Annotated in this window: 20 protein-coding genes; 15 read left to right on the top strand and 5 right to left on the bottom strand. The window is 45.9% G+C overall.

The features are described 5' to 3' along the window. The first annotated feature begins 4 nt into the window (after positions 1–4). Together LY387_RS03740 and LY387_RS03745 are read left to right on the top strand one after the other, a co-directional pair. Positions 5–583, top strand: coding sequence for an RNA polymerase sigma factor (locus LY387_RS03740; protein ID WP_234495369.1), 579 nt, complete (start codon positions 5–7; stop codon positions 581–583). Between the two features lies 1 nt (position 584). Then, positions 585–1,265 (top strand): ChrR family anti-sigma-E factor, encoded by a 681-nt coding sequence (locus tag LY387_RS03745; RefSeq protein WP_234495370.1) that lies wholly within the window; start codon positions 585–587, stop codon positions 1,263–1,265. A 39-nt stretch (positions 1,266–1,304) separates the two neighbouring features. On the opposite strand, the gene LY387_RS03750 is transcribed toward LY387_RS03745, so the two are convergent. The 4 genes from LY387_RS03750 to LY387_RS03765 all read right to left on the bottom strand — a co-directional run bounded on the left by LY387_RS03750 (position 1,305) and on the right by LY387_RS03765 (position 5,162). Next, positions 1,305–2,678, bottom strand: coding sequence for an AmpG family muropeptide MFS transporter (locus tag LY387_RS03750; RefSeq protein WP_234496048.1), 1,374 nt, complete (start codon positions 2,676–2,678; stop codon positions 1,305–1,307). A gap of 97 nt (positions 2,679–2,775) precedes the next feature. After that, entirely contained in the window at positions 2,776–3,324 is a 549-nt protein-coding gene (locus tag LY387_RS03755; protein WP_128649990.1) for a peptidylprolyl isomerase, read from the bottom strand. Further along, positions 3,324–3,893: a YajG family lipoprotein gene (locus tag LY387_RS03760; RefSeq protein ID WP_128649989.1), complete on the bottom strand. Its 570-nt coding sequence runs from the start codon at positions 3,891–3,893 to the stop codon at positions 3,324–3,326. The genes LY387_RS03755 and LY387_RS03760 overlap by 1 nt, the downstream gene beginning before the upstream one ends. Before the next feature lie 135 nt (positions 3,894–4,028). Further along, the gene (locus LY387_RS03765; protein ID WP_234495371.1) at positions 4,029–5,162 is read right to left on the bottom strand and encodes a methyltransferase; all 1,134 of its coding nucleotides are present in this window, start codon (positions 5,160–5,162) and stop codon (positions 4,029–4,031) included. Positions 5,163–5,316: 154 nt separating this feature from the next. Here LY387_RS03765 and LY387_RS03770 point away from each other — a divergent pair, with 154 nt between their 5' ends. The 13 genes from LY387_RS03770 to LY387_RS03830 all read left to right on the top strand — a co-directional run bounded on the left by LY387_RS03770 (position 5,317) and on the right by LY387_RS03830 (position 17,722). Then, positions 5,317–5,625 (top strand): BolA/IbaG family iron-sulfur metabolism protein, encoded by a 309-nt coding sequence (locus tag LY387_RS03770; RefSeq protein ID WP_234495372.1) that lies wholly within the window; start codon positions 5,317–5,319, stop codon positions 5,623–5,625. Between the two features lie 502 nt (positions 5,626–6,127). Further along, complete coding sequence (locus tag LY387_RS03775) at positions 6,128–7,468, top strand: Na(+)-translocating NADH-quinone reductase subunit A (protein WP_128649988.1); 1,341 nt, start codon at positions 6,128–6,130, stop codon at positions 7,466–7,468. A gap of 4 nt (positions 7,469–7,472) precedes the next feature. After that, positions 7,473–8,714: an NADH:ubiquinone reductase (Na(+)-transporting) subunit B gene (locus LY387_RS03780; protein WP_234495373.1), complete on the top strand. Its 1,242-nt coding sequence runs from the start codon at positions 7,473–7,475 to the stop codon at positions 8,712–8,714. After that, complete coding sequence (locus LY387_RS03785) at positions 8,704–9,486, top strand: Na(+)-translocating NADH-quinone reductase subunit C (RefSeq protein ID WP_112478265.1); 783 nt, start codon at positions 8,704–8,706, stop codon at positions 9,484–9,486. Before LY387_RS03780 ends, LY387_RS03785 begins: the two co-directional genes overlap by 11 nt. After that, positions 9,486–10,118, top strand: coding sequence for an NADH:ubiquinone reductase (Na(+)-transporting) subunit D (locus LY387_RS03790; protein ID WP_128649987.1), 633 nt, complete (start codon positions 9,486–9,488; stop codon positions 10,116–10,118). The genes LY387_RS03785 and LY387_RS03790 overlap by 1 nt, the downstream gene beginning before the upstream one ends. A 7-nt stretch (positions 10,119–10,125) precedes the next feature. Further along, positions 10,126–10,722: an NADH:ubiquinone reductase (Na(+)-transporting) subunit E gene (gene nqrE / locus LY387_RS03795; RefSeq protein WP_042477581.1), complete on the top strand. Its 597-nt coding sequence runs from the start codon at positions 10,126–10,128 to the stop codon at positions 10,720–10,722. Between the two features lie 17 nt (positions 10,723–10,739). Further along, the gene (nqrF, locus tag LY387_RS03800) at positions 10,740–11,963 is read left to right on the top strand and encodes an NADH:ubiquinone reductase (Na(+)-transporting) subunit F (protein ID WP_112478264.1); all 1,224 of its coding nucleotides are present in this window, start codon (positions 10,740–10,742) and stop codon (positions 11,961–11,963) included. A gap of 151 nt (positions 11,964–12,114) precedes the next feature. Next, positions 12,115–13,140: an FAD:protein FMN transferase gene (locus LY387_RS03805; protein WP_128649986.1), complete on the top strand. Its 1,026-nt coding sequence runs from the start codon at positions 12,115–12,117 to the stop codon at positions 13,138–13,140. Positions 13,141–13,152: 12 nt separating this feature from the next. Continuing rightward, positions 13,153–13,386 (top strand): (Na+)-NQR maturation NqrM, encoded by a 234-nt coding sequence (gene nqrM, locus LY387_RS03810; RefSeq protein ID WP_234495374.1) that lies wholly within the window; start codon positions 13,153–13,155, stop codon positions 13,384–13,386. Between the two features lie 117 nt (positions 13,387–13,503). Then, a complete protein-coding gene (dinB, locus tag LY387_RS03815; RefSeq protein WP_234495375.1) occupies positions 13,504–14,571 on the top strand; it encodes a DNA polymerase IV in 1,068 nt (355 codons plus the stop codon). Between the two features lie 95 nt (positions 14,572–14,666). After that, the gene (locus LY387_RS03820; protein WP_234495376.1) at positions 14,667–15,143 is read left to right on the top strand and encodes a GreA/GreB family elongation factor; all 477 of its coding nucleotides are present in this window, start codon (positions 14,667–14,669) and stop codon (positions 15,141–15,143) included. Between the two features lie 17 nt (positions 15,144–15,160). Then, the gene (locus LY387_RS03825) at positions 15,161–15,925 is read left to right on the top strand and encodes a YggN family protein (protein WP_234495377.1); all 765 of its coding nucleotides are present in this window, start codon (positions 15,161–15,163) and stop codon (positions 15,923–15,925) included. A gap of 435 nt (positions 15,926–16,360) precedes the next feature. Continuing rightward, the gene (locus LY387_RS03830) at positions 16,361–17,722 is read left to right on the top strand and encodes a sodium-dependent transporter (RefSeq protein ID WP_234496049.1); all 1,362 of its coding nucleotides are present in this window, start codon (positions 16,361–16,363) and stop codon (positions 17,720–17,722) included. A gap of 78 nt (positions 17,723–17,800) precedes the next feature. Here the strand turns inward: LY387_RS03830 and LY387_RS03835 are convergent, their stop codons facing one another. After that, positions 17,801–17,992, bottom strand: coding sequence for a DUF4250 domain-containing protein (locus LY387_RS03835; protein WP_234495378.1), 192 nt, complete (start codon positions 17,990–17,992; stop codon positions 17,801–17,803). Positions 17,993–17,994: the final 2 nt, after the last annotated feature.

Genomic DNA, 17,994 nt, shown 5'->3' on the forward strand with positions numbered 1-17,994 from the left:
AAGCATGATAGTAGAGAGTCCAGAAGCGCTCACCAAGCAAGAGTGGGCAGAGTGTATGGAGAAGATAAAGCAGCGTGACAAGCGCGCCTTCGCCACTGTGTTCAGTTACTTTTCCCCTAGGTTAAAGCAGTTTACGTTCAAGCACATGGGGAATGAGCAAGTCGCTATAGAGATGGTTCAAGAGACTATGGCTACGGTTTGGCAAAAAGCGCATCTGTTTGACGGGAGCAAAAGCTCTCTATCAACTTGGATTTATACCATAGCTAGGAATCTTTGCTTCGACATGCTGAGAAAGCAAAAAGGCAAAGAGCTACACGTGCATGCCGACGATATCTGGCCAACGGATTACTGTCCACCAGACTTTGTCGAGCATTATTCTCCAGAGACTGATCGACTCAAGGAGCAGATATTGAAGTTCATGGAAGAGCTACCCAAGGCTCAAAGGGAAGTGGTAAGAGCCGTCTATTTAGAAGAGTTACCGCACCAGCAGGTCGCCGATATGTTCGACATACCACTGGGGACCGTGAAGTCCCGTCTCAGACTTGCAGTAGAAAAATTAAGACATTCAATGGAGGCGGAATAGTATGAGCTACCACCCAGAACAAGAATTACTCAAGCAATTTGCAACGGGCGACATTGATTCAGCTCATGCTGCTGCTGTTGCAACGCATTTAGAAACATGCTCTCACTGCCGTCAACTTGTGGCCAAGTTCGAGGAAGAGGCTGCCGACGATTTGGTTGCGACCGGTACTGAGGGCGCCATTTCCGACAATGAGCTAGCGTTGGTGTTCGAGAACATGATGAACGACATCACAACGTTAGACGCGGATTACAGTCAACCGAGAGCGCGCACCGCCGCTTCGATTGAGGTGAACGGCAAGACATTCAAAGTTCCCGCAACACTCAAACCCTTCGTGGAGCGAATGGGCGAGTGGAAGAGTTACGGGGGCAAAGTGTTTACATCCAATATAGACCTGGATGAAGACTGCAAGGTGAGCCTACTTTATATCAGTGAGGGGGTTCAGGTGCCTCAACATACTCACAAAGGTTTTGAATCGACTCTCGTGCTTCACGGCAGCTTTAGCGATGAAAATGGCTTTTACGCAGAGGGTGATTTCATCCGAGAAGACGGTGAGACGAAGCACGCCCCGCAAACATCGGCTTCGCAAGATTGCTTGTGTTTATCGATTCTGACCGAGCCAATGATATTCACTCAGGGTGTGGCACGTATCTTTAACCGATTTGGTAAAGGGATGTACCCGTAAGATTCGCTGTATAAAAAAGCCCGCAATTGCGGGCTTTTCTTAGTTGGAGCTTTCCGTTTTAGTTTCTGGTGCTACAGATTCGTCGCTGTGTTTCGCTTTGTCGAGTAGGTCGCTGAAATAGTGACGCAGTGAGTAGAGCATCATTAGGCTCGGTATCACCATCAGAGATGTGATGATGAAGAACAAACTCCAATCATTGAGCGCGTCCACCATTTCTCCACTAAATGACGCTAGGGTTGTTCGTCCGAAGTTACCCAAGGAAGCCAATAATGCATATTGAGTGGCAGAGAAGGCTTGCCCCGTCAAAACGGTGAGGAAGGAAACAAATGCCACAGTTGAGAATGCGGTTGTGAAGTTATCAACGATGATAGTCGCTAAGAACAATTGCTCACTCGGGCCCACTTTCGCAATCCAAGCAAACATCAGGTTACTCGCACTCATCGCGATACCACCTATCATCAACCCCTTAACGATACCGAATCTGACGTTAACCATACTGCCTAGTAGTGTAAAGGCGATCGTTGCACCCCAGCCGATGAGTTTGGAGTAGTAGCCAATCTGCTCGTTGCTGAAACCAATCTCTTTGTAGAAGGTAATCGACATGCGCCCAAGGAAGGCTTCGCCAATCTTAAACAAGAAAACAAATAACAATAACGTGATTGCGACTTGTACACCGTTGCGGCGGAAGAAGTCCAAGAAAGGCTCCACGACGGTTACTGATAACCAGCTAGTCACTCGATTTGATACCACTTTACTGTGGCGCGCTTCTGCGGCAGCTTGCAGCGCTTCACGATCAGTTTTTGGCTCGCCCACGAGCAGAGTGAACAGCATCAAAATGACGACGATACCCGCCATACCATAGTAAACGCCATTCCAACCCATTGAGTCCGCGTTGATAAACGCTAAGTAGCCAGGCAATGAATAACCAGTCCACCATCCAATCACTGCCATTGCAGAGGCTTGAGGTAGTTTGTTTGACTCTGATTTTGGGAAGGTATCAATACGAAATGCGTCAATCGCGATGTCTTGCGTAGCGGAAGAAATCGCAATACATAACGCCAGCATCGATGTGAACATCAAGTTTTCGGCTGGGTTGACGCCGGCAATAAACAGTGTGCCGACTAAAATGAAGCTTTGGCACAAGAATATCCAACTTCTGCGCTGTCCAAGAGAGCGGTGAAGTAGGGGAAGTTTAACCCTGTCGACTAAGGGAGCCCAAAGGAAGTTAATTGCGTAGACGGCAAATACGGAGCCAAAATAGCCGATAGCTGCACGAGTGAGCCCTGCGTCTTTGAGCCAGCCAGACATGTTGGAGCCAATCAGCACCCATGGGAAGCCGCTTGAGCAGCCCATCATAAAGACCCAAAGCAGTCTTTTGTCCCAGTAGCTTTTGACTGTGTCCAGCCAGGTCATTTTTTGTTCCACGTACGGGCTCCTTGTGAGTTTGGCAGGTGGGGAAAAGCAGGTAAGAAACAAACGAGAGAGGCATGCCTCTCTCGTTTGTTAGGGATTAATCTGCTAGTCGTTCTACTTTAGTGATAATGATAGGGTCCAAAGGTACATCGCTCATGCCACGCGTGCTGCGAGTTGGCTTTTGTCCCATCTTCTGAACTACGTCGAACCCTTCAACAACTTTACCAAACACCGCGTATCCTGGGTTGGTCACGCTGTAATTAAGAAAGTCGTTATCGACAAAGTTGATAAAGAATTGGCGAGTAGCCGAGTTTGGATCGCGGGTGCGTGCCATAGCGATCGTCGCTGTGTCGTTATCTAGGCCATTTGAGGCTTCATTCTCAATTGGTGAGTAAGTCGGAAGGCGCTTGAACTCTTTGTCAAAACCACCGCCTTGTGCCATAAAGCCCGGAATAACTCGATGAAATTGGCTGTTCACGTAGCTGCCATCATCCACGTACTTCAAAAAGTTCTCGACACTAATCGGTGCTTGCTCTTGATTGAGTTCGATAACAAAGCTACCAAGGTTGGTTTCGACTTCAACCTTAGGTCCAGCAAACACGCTGGTGGCGACTAGAGCAAGGGTTGCGACAATTGATCTAAGCATTAGAAACGCTCCTTCATGTAATCTTGAAGTTCTTTATCATTGGCAATTTCTTTAAGTACCAAGTTGACGGTGTCATTTAGTACTGTTTCGATGTCATCATTAGATGCGCTCATCAAACCAGAACGATTCGCTGTTCCAGTATAGGTCTTTACTAACTTACCTTTTGCATTTTCTGCCGTCAGCTCCAGAACAACGTTCGCGGTCATGTCATTTTCCATAACGGTGTGTTTTACAGACACCAGCGCTTCTTGCACTTCTACGTTCAGTGCGTTTTCACTGTTGACAGTCACTTGGAAACCTTGAGATGAGAATTGATTTACGAGCGCATTCTCAATGCCGATACGAAGATTCTGACGAGTGTGGACTGGTGTGATGTTAGAGCGACCGTTATCAAGCAGAGCAACATATTGCGCAGTTCGGACATCTTTGCTCGATAAAGACATCGACTTGTTTTCTACGACCTTAGCGGCGCTTGTTGTCGCTTTTGGAGCAAAGTTCACTTGTTCTTGTTGAGGGCTTGCACATGCGGCAAGCAAAACGACGGAAGCCGCTAAAACGAGCTTTTTCATTAATGATTCCTTTTCACACTCTAAATTTTCTTAAGCTTTTATCTTTGCTGCGGTCGACGCGAAACGTGCCTGCACCGCATCATATCTAATTCTTATTTCGTGCACGATTTGTATAGGGCAACTATGACCCAAACTTTACTTAGTTGCCTGTAAAATAACAAATTTGGCGTTGGAAGCTACACGCTTAACGTTATGCTTGCCAAATAGACGTGCCAATTTTTTATCGTAGCCCAGGTGACGATTACCGATAACCATTAATTCCCCTTGAGAGCGAAGAACATGCTTTGCATCACAGAACATCTGCCAAGCGATATGGTCGGTGACCGCTTGCTGCTGATGAAAAGGAGGGTTGCAGACCACCAGGTCTTGAGATTCAGCATTGAACCCATCAAGACAGTTGTTGGTGATAAATTGGCAATCAGAATCTGGCAACTGGTTTATCTCAAAATTGTTTTTCGCTGAAGCCGTTGCCATGTAGCTTTCATCTACAGCGGTGATTCGTGCTTGCGGAAATGTCTTCTTTAACTTCAAAGAAAGCACGCCATTACCACAGCCAAGGTCGACAACATCCTTGCTATTAGCGTCGAGCGCAGAGAGATGCTCTAGGATGAAGCGAGCGCCCAAGTCGAGACTTTCTCCAGAATACACGTTAGGTAGGTTGGCTAGAGATAACCCATGCTCGGGTACTTGCCAGCTTGTGTATTCGTCTATAGCAGTTCCACTTTTTTTAGATAGTGCAGTAAACACTAGACGATGCTTTTTCCATGCCAGCGATGTTGTGGTGGTGCCACCAAACTTTTCGAACAGCTTGAGTGTAGAGGTATGGATCTCTTTTGCTTTGTTCACTGCGATGAGCTGACAACGGTCTCCATACGTTTGTGCTAACTGGTTTAGCTGCCATGTGAGATAGCGGTTGTTGCGAGGTATTTGCATTAGAACAATATCGATGTCTTCCGGTAAGGCATCGGTAGAGCGTAATAGCTTTACACCATCAACTTGGTTATTCGCGAGGTTACTTAGGATTCCTTGTGTAGAGATAAAGGAGTCGGTCACCGTTGTCACATTGTGTTTATCAGAAAACCAGCAACTCAAGGCTCCAAAACTGTCATTGAGGATCAATATGTTGGATGAGCTAGGTAACGCGAGGTCTTCGACGTGCTGAATCAAGTATTCGTCGCCAGCATCCCACGCTTGCAGTTGCTCATTAGCAAGCTTTGGGTAGCGAAAAAGTGAGTAGCTGCGTTCCAAGAGGTTAAGTTCTGTTTTCATAATTTCTTGATTTGGTGACAATGGTTGTATTTTGACAAAATCCCAGTGGTTCCGCCAAGCAGAAAGTCATTTAAGGGGAGATTATTGATTAAGTAAAGTATATACTTTACCGACTATATAAAAATAAAAGTCGGTAAATACCCAAGGAAGTAAGATGATTCAACAAGCCATCGAGCAAAAGCTCCATCAAGCTTTCCATCCAACACATCTTGATGTTCGCAATGAAAGTAATATGCATAACGTACCACCGGACTCAGAGAGTCACTTTAAGGTGATTGTCGTCAGTGACGTATTTGCTAATGAGCGTCTGATATCGCGACATCGTAAGGTCAATACGGTTCTAGCCGACGAGCTAGCAGGACCTGTTCATGCGTTAGCGATCCACACCTATACACCCGAAGAGTGGACACAAGAAAATCAATTAGCACCAGCCAGCCCGAATTGCGCTGGTGGTGGCAAGTAACAAAGAAACAGTTTTACCAGTGCGGCTAACACACCTTTGAGTAACAAAGTCAGGAAAGACTGATAAACGCTGTCTATCCTTGTAGGAATGGCTAATAAATGCATACCTCTTTAGGGGTAAATTATTAACAGCGTGTCAACATATAATGTTATGTGTTTTTGTTAACAGAGAATGTGTCAGGATGTGAATGAGCTAATCGCTTATTTTTAATAGCGTTAATAGTGCTTTGTGCGATCGGTCAAAGTTATACATATTCACAACCCCAGATGTAGCAAAAGTTTCGAAATAATGACGCTATAGCTGGGATTCGTCATGGCATCCCCTTTGTAAAAGATGCTAAACTACCGCACCAGAAAAATCTCGCATCGATTCTATGACGAGATTGTTAAAGTGATGTTGCTGCTTTGGTCTTTAAAAAGCCAAAGCCAGACACTCAATGTCGTGTCTAAATGTTACGCAAATTAAAAGAATCTTTTTCCCGATAAAAGTAGTGCAAGTGCGTATGATTACAATAAAGAAGGGCTTGGATCTTCCTATCGCAGGAACTCCTTCCCAGGTGATTAATGATGGTAAGTCCATCACTAAAGTCGCCTTGCTTGGCGAAGAGTACGTGGGTATGCGTCCAACGATGCATGTTCGCGTGGGTGATGAAGTGAAGAAAGGCCAGGTTGTTTTTGAAGACAAGAAGAACCCAGGTGTTAAATTTACTTCTCCAGCAAGCGGTAAGGTTATTGAAGTTAACCGTGGCGCGAAACGTGTCCTACAATCCGTCGTGATTGAAGTGGCAGGTGACGAGCAAGTTACTTTCGATAGCTACACAGCTGACCAACTAGCGGGTCTTGATCGCGATGTGATCAAAACTCAACTGGTTGAGTCTGGTATGTGGACTGCATTGCGTACTCGTCCGTTCAGCAAGGTTCCGGCGATCGATTCTACGACTCAAGCGATTTTCGTGAATGCTATGGATACTAATCCACTAGCAGCAGAGCCTGAATTGATTATCAACGAGCAAAAAGACGCGTTTGTTGCAGGTCTTGACCTACTGTCGAAACTGACAGACGGTAAAGTGTATGTCTGCAAAACAGGCACTAGTCTTCCTCGCTCAACTCAATCCAATGTCGAAGAGCATGTCTTCAACGGTCCGCACCCAGCGGGTCTTGTGGGCACTCACATGCATTTCCTATATCCAGTTAACGCGAACAGCGTTGCTTGGAGCATCAATTATCAAGATGTGATTGCATTCGGTAAGCTTTTCACCACGGGTGAATTGTACACGGATCGTGTTGTGTCTCTTGCAGGCCCAGTTGTGAATAACCCTCGCTTGGTTAGAACACAGCTTGGCGCTAGCCTAGAAGACGTAACGGATAACGAGTTGATGCCTGGTGAAGTTCGAATCATTTCTGGTTCTGTTCTTTCTGGTACACATGCTACTGGTCCACACGCCTACCTAGGTCGTTATCACCAGCAAGTTTCTGTACTTCGTGAAGGTCGTGACAAAGAGCTGTTTGGCTGGGCGATGCCTGGTAAGAACAAGTTCTCAATCACTAAATCATTCCTTGGTCACCTATTCAAAGGTCAGTTGTTCAACATGACAACCACAACCAATGGTAGTGATCGTGCAATGGTTCCAATCGGCAACTACGAAAAAGTAATGCCACTTGATATGGAGCCAACGCTATTACTTCGTGACCTATGTGCAGGCGATCAAGACAGCGCTCAGCGTCTTGGTGCTCTTGAACTAGATGAAGAAGACTTGGCGCTATGCACCTTTGTTTGTCCAGGTAAGTACGAATACGGTCAACTCCTTCGTGAGTGCCTAGACAAGATTGAGAAGGAAGGGTAATCCCATGCTTAAGAAATTCATTGAGGATATCGAGCATCATTTTGAGCCAGGTGGCAAACATGAAAAATGGTTTGCACTGTACGAAGCAGCGGCAACGCTATTCTACACGCCAGGTCTTGTAACGAAGCGCAGCTCGCATGTCCGTGATAGCGTTGACCTAAAACGCATCATGATCATGGTTTGGTTCGCAGTATTCCCAGCAATGTTCTGGGGTATGTACAACGCGGGTAACCAAGCGGTTATGGCACTTAACCATCTTTACACTGGCGCAGAGCTAGCGGGTGTTATCGATGGCAACTGGCACTACTGGCTAACTCAAGGTCTTGGCGGCACGCTGGGCACCGACGCGGGTTGGGGCAGTAAGATGATCTTGGGTGCAACTTACTTCCTACCTATCTACGCAACAGTGTTTATTGTTGGTGGTTTCTGGGAAGTGTTGTTCTGTATGGTGCGTAAGCACGAAGTTAACGAAGGTTTCTTTGTTACTTCTATTCTTTTCGCATTGATCGTTCCGCCAACACTTCCACTTTGGCAAGCAGCACTGGGTATTACCTTTGGTGTTGTTGTTGCTAAAGAAATCTTTGGTGGTACTGGTCGTAACTTCCTTAACCCAGCGCTTGCTGGCCGTGCTTTCCTATTCTTCGCTTACCCAGCGCAAATCTCGGGTGACTTAGTATGGGTTGCAGCTGACGGCTACTCAGGTGCTACGGCTCTTAGCCAATGGGCACAAGGTGGCGAAGGCGCACTAATCAACAACATCACTGGCCAAACAATCTCTTGGATGGACGCGTTCATAGGTAACATCCCAGGTTCGATTGGTGAAGTTTCAACGCTAGCACTTATGATTGGTGCGGCAATGATCGTTTACATGGGTATTGCGTCTTGGCGCATCATCGCCGGTGTAATGATCGGCATGGTTGCAGTAGCAACTCTGTTTAATGTTGTTGGTTCTGACACAAATGCTCTGTTTGCTATGCCTTGGCACTGGCACCTAGTACTAGGTGGTTTTGCATTCGGTATGTTCTTCATGGCAACAGACCCAGTTTCGGCATCGTTCACTAATAATGGTAAATGGGCATACGGCATTTTGATTGGCGCAATGTGTGTCATGATTCGTGTAGTCAACCCGGCTTACCCAGAAGGTATGATGCTAGCAATTCTATTTGCTAACCTGTTCGCACCTCTATTCGACCACTTTGTGATCGAGAAGAACATCAAACGGAGAGAAGCTCGCTATGGCAAGTAATAACGATAGCATTAAAAAGACGCTGTTTGTTGTTATCGCGTTGAGCTTAGTGTGCTCAATCGTTGTATCGCTTGCAGCAGTAGGTCTGCGTGACAAGCAACGCGCGAACGCGGTTCTAGATAAACAGTCGAAAATCATTGAAGTAGCGGGTATCGAAGCGGAAGGTACAGTTGCTGAGCTTTACAGCCAGTACATTGAGCCTCGTCTTGTTGACTTCAACACTGGTGAGTTTGTTGATACGGCGCCAGATGGCAGCGACGCAAACAGCTACGATCAACGTAAAGCGGCAAAAGACCCATCTGAGTCTATCCGTCTTACAGCTGACCAAGATTTTGCTAAGATTCTTCGTCGTGCAAACGTTGGTACTGTGTACCTAGTTAAGCAAGACGGTGAAGTGAGCAGCATTATCCTACCAGTACACGGTACAGGTCTATGGTCTATGATGTACGCGTTTGTTGCGGTTCAAACAGACGGTAATACTGTGAACGGTATTACATACTACGAGCAAGGTGAAACTCCTGGATTGGGTGGCGAAATCGAAAACCCATCTTGGCGTGCACAGTTTGTTGGCAAGAAACTGTTTGATGAAAACTTCAAGCCAGCGATTGCAATCGTGAAAGGTGGCGCACCTGAAGGTTCTGAGCACGGTGTTGACGGTCTATCTGGTGCAACACTGACAGGTAACGGCGTTCAAGGTACGTTTGACTTCTGGTTGGGTGACATGGGCTTTGGTCCATTCCTAGCTAAAGTTCGTGACGGAGGTCTGAACTAATGGCTGATGCTAAAGAAATGAAGAAGAGCCTGATGGCACCGGTGTTGGATAACAACCCGATCGCTCTTCAAGTTCTTGGTGTGTGTTCTGCTCTAGCAGTAACCACAAAACTAGAGACAGCATTTGTTATGACGCTGGCGGTAATTTTCGTTACTGCACTGTCTAACTTCTTCGTATCTCTAATTCGTAACCATATCCCAAATAGCGTTCGTATCATCGTACAGATGGCGATCATTGCATCTTTGGTAATCGTTGTTGACCAAATCCTGAAAGCGTACCTTTACGATATCTCTAAGCAGCTTTCGGTATTCGTTGGTCTAATCATTACTAACTGTATCGTAATGGGTCGTGCGGAAGCATTTGCTATGAAGTCTGCGCCACTACCATCGCTTATCGACGGTATTGGTAACGGTCTAGGCTATGGCTTCGTTCTTATTACTGTTGGCTTCTTCCGTGAACTGTTTGGTTCAGGCAAGCTATTCGGTCTGGAAGTACTTCCGCTAGTAAGTAACGGTGGTTGGTATCAGCCAAACGGCATGATGCTGCTAGCGCCTTCTGCGTTCTTCCTAATCGGCTTCCTGATCTGGGCAATTCGTACAATTAGGCCAGAACAAGTAGAAGCGAAGGAGTAAGGCTGTCATGGAACATTATATTAGCTTAATGGTTAAGTCGATTTTCATCGAAAACCTTGCGCTTTCTTTCTTCCTAGGTATGTGTACATTCCTAGCGGTATCGAAAAAGGTTAAGACCTCTTTCGGTCTAGGTGTTGCGGTTATCGTTGTACTGACAGTGGCAGTACCGGTGAACAACCTGCTTTACAACCTAGTTCTTAAAGAAAATGCATTGGTGGCAGGTGTCGACCTTAGCTTTCTAAACTTTATTACCTTTATCGGTGTAATCGCAGCACTAGTACAGATCCTTGAGATGGTACTAGACCGCTTCTTCCCACCTTTGTATAACGCACTGGGTATCTTCCTACCGCTAATCACGGTGAACTGTGCGATCTTTGGTGGCGTATCATTCATGGTACAACGTGATTACAACTTTGCAGAATCTGTCGTGTACGGTTTTGGTTCTGGTGTGGGTTGGATGCTAGCTATCGTTGCGCTAGCAGGTATCCGTGAGAAGATGAAGTACTCTGACGTTCCTCCTGGTCTTCGTGGTCTTGGTATCACGTTCATCACGGTAGGTCTGATGGCACTGGGCTTCATGTCATTCTCTGGTGTTCAACTGTAAGGTATAAGGAATAGTCAATGGACATTATTCTAGGTGTAGTGATGTTTACGCTGATTGTTCTAGCCCTAGTTTTGGTGATTTTGTTCGCCAAATCTAAGCTAGTACCAACAGGCGACATCACGATCTCTGTAAACGAAAACCCTGATCTCGCGATCACCACACAACCAGGTGGCAAATTATTGAATGCACTAGCTGGCGCTGGCGTATTCGTATCATCTGCTTGTGGTGGCGGTGGCTCTTGTGGTCAGTGTCGAGTAAAAGTGAAATCTGGCGGTGGTGACATTCTACCAACTGAGCTTGACCATATCTCAAAAGGTGAAGCGCGTGAAGGTGAGCGTCTAGCGTGTCAGGTAGCAATGAAGACTGACATGGACATCGAGCTTCCAGAAGAGATCTTCGGCGTTAAGAAGTGGGAATGTACTGTTATCTCTAACGATAACAAAGCGACATTCATCAAAGAGCTTAAGCTACAAATCCCAGATGGCGAATCAGTACCTTTCCGTGCTGGTGGTTACATCCAGATTGAAGCACCTGCTCACCACGTTAAATACTCTGACTTCGACGTACCAGAAGAGTACCGTGAAGATTGGGACAAGTTTAACCTGTTCCGCTACGAGTCAGTCGTTAACGAAGAGTGCATTCGTGCATACTCAATGGCTAACTACCCAGAAGAAGAAGGCATTATTATGCTGAACGTGCGTATCGCTACGCCGCCGCCTAATAATCCTGATGTACCACCTGGTATCATGTCTTCGTTCATCTGGTCACTGAAAGAAGGTGATAAGTGTACGATCTCTGGTCCATTTGGTGAGTTCTTCGCGAAAGATACTGACAACGAGATGGTCTTCATCGGTGGTGGTGCTGGTATGGCACCAATGCGTTCGCACATCTTTGACCAACTTAAGCGTCTGAAGTCTAAGCGTAAGATGTCATTCTGGTATGGTGCTCGTTCTCGTCGCGAAATGTTCTACGTGGAAGATTTCGATGGCCTACAAGCTGAAAACGACAACTTCCAGTGGCACGTTGCACTGTCTGACCCAATGCCAGAAGATAACTGGGATGGTTACACAGGTTTCATCCATAACGTAATCTATGAGAACTACCTCAAAGATCACGAAGCGCCAGAAGATTGTGAATACTACATGTGTGGTCCACCAATGATGAACGCGGCTGTAATCGGCATGCTGAAAGATCTTGGTGTAGAGGATGAAAACATCCTTCTAGATGACTTCGGTGGTTAATCTTCCTTGAAGTAATGAACATGGCTGGCTCATGTGAGCTGGCCATTTGTTTTTAGAAATTGAGCAAAATAAAGAGTGCTTTCTTTTACAGGAACATCATTCAAGATGTTGTAAACGTGAGTATTTTTAAATTCATTAGGTGAGTAAAGGCATGTTTCATCTAACCAAACAGTTAAAGGTTATCGTTGTCAGTTTGTTCGCAGCTTTTGTACTGACGGCTTGCGGCAACAGTCGTGAACAAGTGCACTTGAGCGGTCCGACGATGGGCACCATATACAACGTGAAGTACATTACGGTTGATAATGGTCCAAAACCTGAGAAAATTCAGGCGGAAATTAATCGCTTGCTTGAACAAGTCAATGACCAGATGTCGACCTATCGACAAGATTCAGAGCTGAGCCGCTTTAACCGCTTTTTCGGCACAGAATCGTTTCCTGTGTCTAAGCAAACGGCGATTGTGGTAAAAGAAGCCATCAGACTGAATGAAGTGACGTTAGGCGCGCTGGATGTGACGGTTGGTCCTTTGGTCAACTTATGGGGTTTTGGCCCTGAAGCTCGCCCAGAAGTCGTGCCTTCTGACGAGGAATTAGCCAAGCGTAAAGCTCAGACAGGTATTCAACACCTATCAGCGACGGATACAACATTGAAGAAAGATCTGCACGGTCTTTATGTCGATTTGTCGACGATTGCGAAAGGCTGGGGTGTGGATGTTCTTGCTGATTACCTTGATCGCGTAGGTATTGAAGATTACATGGTTGAGGTAGGTGGTGAGATGCGCCTTAAAGGCCTCAATCGTGAAGGTGTAAAATGGCGTATCGCCATTGAGAAACCATCTATCGACGAGCGCAGTGTTCAAGAAATCATTGAGCCTGGCGATATGGCGATTGCCACATCAGGTGATTATCGCAATTACTTCGAAAAAGAAGGTGTGCGCTACTCACACATCATCGATCCATCAACGGGTAAGCCAATCAATAATAAGGTGGTTTCAGTCACGGTATTGGATAAGTCGTCAATGACGGCAGACGGTCTTGCGACGGGTTTGATGGTGTTGGGTGAAGAGAAAGCATTACAAGTAGCAGAGCAACATAGCATTCCTGCACTTATTATTGTAAAAACAGAAGATGGCTTTAACGAGATTGCTTCAGAAGCATTTAAGCCTTACCTAAACAAATAACGGGTGACCAATATGAGTACATTTCTAATTACCTTCGGAATTTTTCTAACCGTTATTGTTGCAATGTCGGTTGGCTACATCTTCCAAAAGAAAGTCGTAAAAGGCAGCTGTGGTGGCCTAGGTGCGCTAAGCATAGATAAAGTGTGTAACTGCCCAGAGCCGTGTGATGCACGTAAAAAGCGTGAAGCGCGTGAGCAAGCTCGTGCGGAGAAGCTTGCAGCTTGGGAAAAAGATCGCATCGCGTAATCCGAGTTCGGCATAGAATTAACAGCAAAGACCAGAGTAACCCTCTGGTCTTTTTTGTTGGTCTGATGAACAAAACGGCGTATACTTTAACTGTATAAATAAACAGTTCAATAAGCCGTGTCCGATTCCATTCGAAAATTTATTCATGTAGATATGGATTGCTTTTACGCAGCCGTAGAGATGCGTGACAATCCACATTATCGTGGCAAACCACTGGCTGTAGGCGGCAGTGAACGTCAGCGAGGCGTGATCAGTACCTGCAATTATGAAGCGCGCAAATTTGGTGTTCGCTCTGCGATGCCGACTGCGCAAGCACTCAAATTGTGTCCGAACTTGCTGTTGGTTCCAGGAAGAATGGAGGTATACAAAGAGACCTCCAAACACATTCGAGAGATCTTCTCTCGTTATACTTCGCTTATTGAACCGCTTTCCCTTGATGAAGCCTACTTGGATGTCACCGAGTCTCTACACTGCCAAAATTCAGCAACTCGTATCGCACAGAGTATTCGCAATGATATTTGGAATGAACTCCAATTAACGGCTTCGGCGGGCGTTGCACCGCTAAAGTTTCTCGCCAAAATCGCATCGGATTTGAATAAGCCAAATGGTCAGTGCGTTATTCCTCCTGACAAGGTACAAGAGGTTGTCGATGGTCTCGATCTCGGCAAGATACCTGGTGTGGGAAAGGTGAGCCTAGAGAAGCTTAATAACGCCGGGCTATTTACCTGCCACGACGTGCGTACCAGTGATTATCGAGAGTTAATCATGAAATTTGGTCGTATGGGGGCGTCGCTGTGGAAAAAAAGCCACGGGATAGATGAGCGCGAGGTTGTAGTAGAACGAGAGCGTAAATCGATAGGTGTCGAAAGAACCTTTTCTCAAAACATCAGCCAGTACGATGAATGCTGGCAAGTGATTGAAAACAAGCTTTTCCCAGAGCTGAAACAGCGTCTAGAGAGAGCACAGCCGAAACGTAACGTTATCAAACAAGGCATCAAAGTGAAGTTCGCTGACTTCAAACTGACCACCATTGAGCATGTCCATAATCAGCTCGATCTCGAATACTTTAAAGATCTATTGCGTGAAGTTCTTGAACGGCAAAATGGGCGTGAAATTCGCCTTTTGGGCTTAAGCGTCATGTTAGAGCCTCTCGAAAATGCACGCCAATTGACGATGTTTGAGTAAATTCCAGTGACTAACCATCGATTGTTTGCGTGGCAACCCACGGCTCGATATAGTGAGCGAGTTTAATTTGTCTCGATATGCCGAGTAGGAGAAACATGGATAAGCAGGTACTCATTGACGAACTCATTGAACAGCTCGAACAGCAAATCACCACCTTAAACTCTGCGATGGAGCAGACAGTAGATGCGGCGACGAACGAAGAAACGGTGCCTGAGCATAAATACGACACGCTAGCATTAGAGGCGTCTTATCTTGCCCACGGACAAGCGATGCGATTAGAAGAAATAAGGCGCGACATCTCAACGCTAAAGGCGTTTTCGTTGAATGATTTTACCAGTGATAGTGCAATATCTTTGGGGGCATTGGTCGAGTTAGAAGACGTCAATGAAGAACACAGCTACTATTTTCTGTTGCCTACAGCAGGTGGCGCTAGGCTAGCTAACGAAAGCGTGGTGGTAGTGACACCGCACTCACCTCTGGGTAAAGCGCTTAAAGGCGGTGTTGTAGACGATGAGGTTAGTGTCCTCATCGGAGACCAGCGCCGCGGCTATGATATTATCTCAATTTGCTAGTAGGGAAGGGACATCAAATGAACATTAAAACCCGTTTTGGTATTGTTGCTACGAGCCTATTTTTCACCGTTCCTAATGCCTATGCGTTAGGGCAGTGTGGAGTAGATATAAAGAATGAAGTTCATTTAAATGGTGAACAAGTCGAAGTGGTTAACGATGCTGCCTCGTCTCGCGTGCTGATTGATGAAAACAACAACCTGTTTATCAATGGTGAGCAAGTTACCCTAGATTCAGCTCAGCAAAAAGCGCTCGATAGCTATCGAGAGAACATGAACACCTATGTACCTAAAGCAAAAGAGCTAGCGGCAAGTGGTTTAGCCATTACCAACGATCTTATCGATGATGTTGCCGCAAGTTTTGATGACTCCGAAGCGTTCAATAATGTTAAGACCGCACTCGCTGAGTTTTTTGCCGATGTTCAATCGCGTTACCAGCAAGGTGATGAGTTTGTTTTACAGTCAGATGCGTTTAGCTCGTTTATGGATAACTGGGAGCAGGACCTAGCGAAAGCAAAAGAAGTGTTCAACAAAGAATTTATGAGTAGCGCATTCACTGCACTTCAAGAAAAGATGCAGCAAGAAGGTAGCCTAAATCTGACAGAACTGTCTAAGCAGTATAATGAACTCAAAGAGCGTATGTCGGGCACGCTAGAGCAGCAATCTGAGTCTCTTCAAAAACAAGCTAAGGATTATTGCGACTCACTAAATGATGTTGCTGAGGAAGAGCAACAGCTTCACAAAAAGATTCCTGAGTTGAAGGATTATCAGGTTTTTACTATTTAGATTTTAAGCCTGCACCAAGCCTTGAGTAGATTCCTGCCTGCGCAGGAATGACGAATCTCTAGAATGAATGCACTCAAAATGGCCGTCACTCCAAAAACTGCCGTCACCCCACTAGCCGTGCGCCTGCGCACGCAGGGGTCTTCGCAAAGCGATCTCCAAGTCTCAAATAGATTCCTGTCTGCACAGGAATGACACGAGCTGTCCACTGATGGTCACATAAGTAACACTTTAAACCGGGCACATAGGTAACAGTGTGATCCCAAAAAAGATAGCAATAAACAACGAATCGAACTTGTCCTAACTAATGCTCGTAAATTAATACTTACGGTCGCAAATCTCATCAATATTGGCCGATCCAACTAAATAAATTGCTATATCCAAACTTTTATCTTATCGTACCAGCAAACTAGTACGTAAGAATAAATTGCAGTGGATATTTCAAACTCAACGACAGCTCCAAGAGAGCATTTTGGATCTCGATTAGGCTTTATTCTGGCTGCTGCGGGTGCAGCGGTTGGTTTGGGTAATATTTGGGGATTTCCTACTCAGGCAGCGAGCAATGGCGGCGGCGCATTCTTGCTTGTCTATTTAGTCATGATATTGGTGGTTGCATTTCCGATGCTGGTGGTCGAAATGGCGATAGGTCGTCATGGTCAAGCGAACCCAGTAGACAGTATGAAATCACTGACTAATCATCCGCTAGGCAAACGACTGGGCGGTTTAGTCGGTTGGATTGGCTTGATGGTGCCTTGCGCGGTACTAGCATTCTACTCAATCGTTGGCGGTTGGTTAATTTGCTTTCTCTTTGGTGCGCTGGCTGAAATCGTTGGTGCGAATGGACTTGCGGATTGGTTCAAAGGCTTTAGCGTCGAGCGTAATGTATTTGGTACTGTCCTTTTCTATCTTCTGACGGTATTGATTGTCCAAGGTGGCGTGAAAAAGGGCATTGAGAAGTGGTCGACTCGCTTAATGCCATCGCTATTCATTCTTTTCGCTTTGCTGTTCGTCTACATCATGATGCAGCAAGGTGCGATGGAAGGTTTAAAGCACTATCTTATCCCTGATTTTGAGAAGGTATGGGATAGAAAGCTAATCCTAGCAGCGATGGGACAGGGCTTCTTTTCACTGACAATCGGTGGCTGCTCGATGCTTATTTACGGCTCTTACTTATCTAAGAAAGAGAATCTTCCGAAGATGGCGATGAATGTGACCTTGGTAGATACCTCAGTCGCCTTTATTGCCGGACTTGTTGTCATGCCAGCGATGTTTGTGGCGATGCAGAAAGGCGTTCAGATTTATGCTGAAGATGGTGCTTTATTGAGCTCAGATACGCTCGTGTTTACGGTATTGCCTTTAATGTTTGAGTCCTTAGGCCTACTTGGTCTTGTATTCTCGGTGGTGTTTTTTCTTCTTCTAACGATCGCGGCGCTTACGTCTTCTATCTCTATGCTTGAGTGCCCAGTGGCACTGGTAGATGAGCGCTTTAACACAGGACGTAAGAAGACCAGTTGGGTGTTAGGCGCTGCTATCGCGCTGTTTAGCATTTATATCGTGTTTAACTTCGGCGAACTTTTTGGTTTGGTTGCAATGATTGCGACACAGTACCTGCAGCCTATAGCGGCATTGTTGTTCTGCTTATTTGGAGGTTGGGTTTGGAGCCGAGCTGGCAAAGTCAAAGAGCTAGAGCAGGGTTGTCCAGACTTTCAGTTAGGTTGGTTTGGAAAGGTTTGGCCTTTCTACGTTAAATTTATCTGTCCGGTATTAGTGGTAACCGTTATTTGGGCATCATTTGGCTAGGCGCTAATGAACCCTTAGAGCAAAAGAAAAACCGCCAAGCATAACTTGGCGGTTTTTGTATTCTCCGACCGAGGAGCTCTAGCGGAACTGACCCGCTTCTGGTAAGAAATCAAAACCAGCGCTCGCCAGTTTCTCTATCAAGGCTGATTTACTGATATCGAAGTAATTCACCAGCTTATCCAAATCGCCACCAAAGTCATCTCTCAACTTCATGTTGACGATGCTCATCAGCATAACCGGATCCATCGTTTCAAAATTGGCTAGATTCATGG

The organism is Vibrio maritimus (assembly GCF_021441885.1).
Lineage (GTDB): Bacteria > Pseudomonadota > Gammaproteobacteria > Enterobacterales > Vibrionaceae > Vibrio > Vibrio maritimus_B.

Excerpts from the sequence above, each read along its gene's own strand:
- LY387_RS03740 (WP_234495369.1), top strand. The coding sequence starts at position 5 with ATGATAGTAGAGAGTCCAGAAGCGCTCACCAAGCAAGAGTGGGCAGAG.
- LY387_RS03745 (WP_234495370.1), top strand. The coding sequence starts at position 585 with ATGAGCTACCACCCAGAACAAGAATTACTCAAGCAATTTGCAACGGGC.
- LY387_RS03750 (WP_234496048.1), bottom strand. The coding sequence starts at position 2,678 with ATGACCTGGCTGGACACAGTCAAAAGCTACTGGGACAAAAGACTGCTT.
- LY387_RS03755 (WP_128649990.1), bottom strand. The coding sequence starts at position 3,324 with ATGCTTAGATCAATTGTCGCAACCCTTGCTCTAGTCGCCACCAGCGTG.
- LY387_RS03760 (WP_128649989.1), bottom strand. The coding sequence starts at position 3,893 with ATGAAAAAGCTCGTTTTAGCGGCTTCCGTCGTTTTGCTTGCCGCATGT.
- LY387_RS03765 (WP_234495371.1), bottom strand. The coding sequence starts at position 5,162 with ATGAAAACAGAACTTAACCTCTTGGAACGCAGCTACTCACTTTTTCGC.
- LY387_RS03770 (WP_234495372.1), top strand. The coding sequence starts at position 5,317 with ATGATTCAACAAGCCATCGAGCAAAAGCTCCATCAAGCTTTCCATCCA.
- LY387_RS03775 (WP_128649988.1), top strand. The coding sequence starts at position 6,128 with ATGATTACAATAAAGAAGGGCTTGGATCTTCCTATCGCAGGAACTCCT.
- LY387_RS03780 (WP_234495373.1), top strand. The coding sequence starts at position 7,473 with ATGCTTAAGAAATTCATTGAGGATATCGAGCATCATTTTGAGCCAGGT.
- LY387_RS03785 (WP_112478265.1), top strand. The coding sequence starts at position 8,704 with ATGGCAAGTAATAACGATAGCATTAAAAAGACGCTGTTTGTTGTTATC.
- LY387_RS03790 (WP_128649987.1), top strand. The coding sequence starts at position 9,486 with ATGGCTGATGCTAAAGAAATGAAGAAGAGCCTGATGGCACCGGTGTTG.
- nqrE (WP_042477581.1), top strand. The coding sequence starts at position 10,126 with ATGGAACATTATATTAGCTTAATGGTTAAGTCGATTTTCATCGAAAAC.
- nqrF (WP_112478264.1), top strand. The coding sequence starts at position 10,740 with ATGGACATTATTCTAGGTGTAGTGATGTTTACGCTGATTGTTCTAGCC.
- LY387_RS03805 (WP_128649986.1), top strand. The coding sequence starts at position 12,115 with ATGTTTCATCTAACCAAACAGTTAAAGGTTATCGTTGTCAGTTTGTTC.
- nqrM (WP_234495374.1), top strand. The coding sequence starts at position 13,153 with ATGAGTACATTTCTAATTACCTTCGGAATTTTTCTAACCGTTATTGTT.
- LY387_RS03820 (WP_234495376.1), top strand. The coding sequence starts at position 14,667 with ATGGATAAGCAGGTACTCATTGACGAACTCATTGAACAGCTCGAACAG.
- LY387_RS03825 (WP_234495377.1), top strand. The coding sequence starts at position 15,161 with ATGAACATTAAAACCCGTTTTGGTATTGTTGCTACGAGCCTATTTTTC.
- LY387_RS03835 (WP_234495378.1), bottom strand. The coding sequence starts at position 17,992 with ATGAATCTAGCCAATTTTGAAACGATGGATCCGGTTATGCTGATGAGC.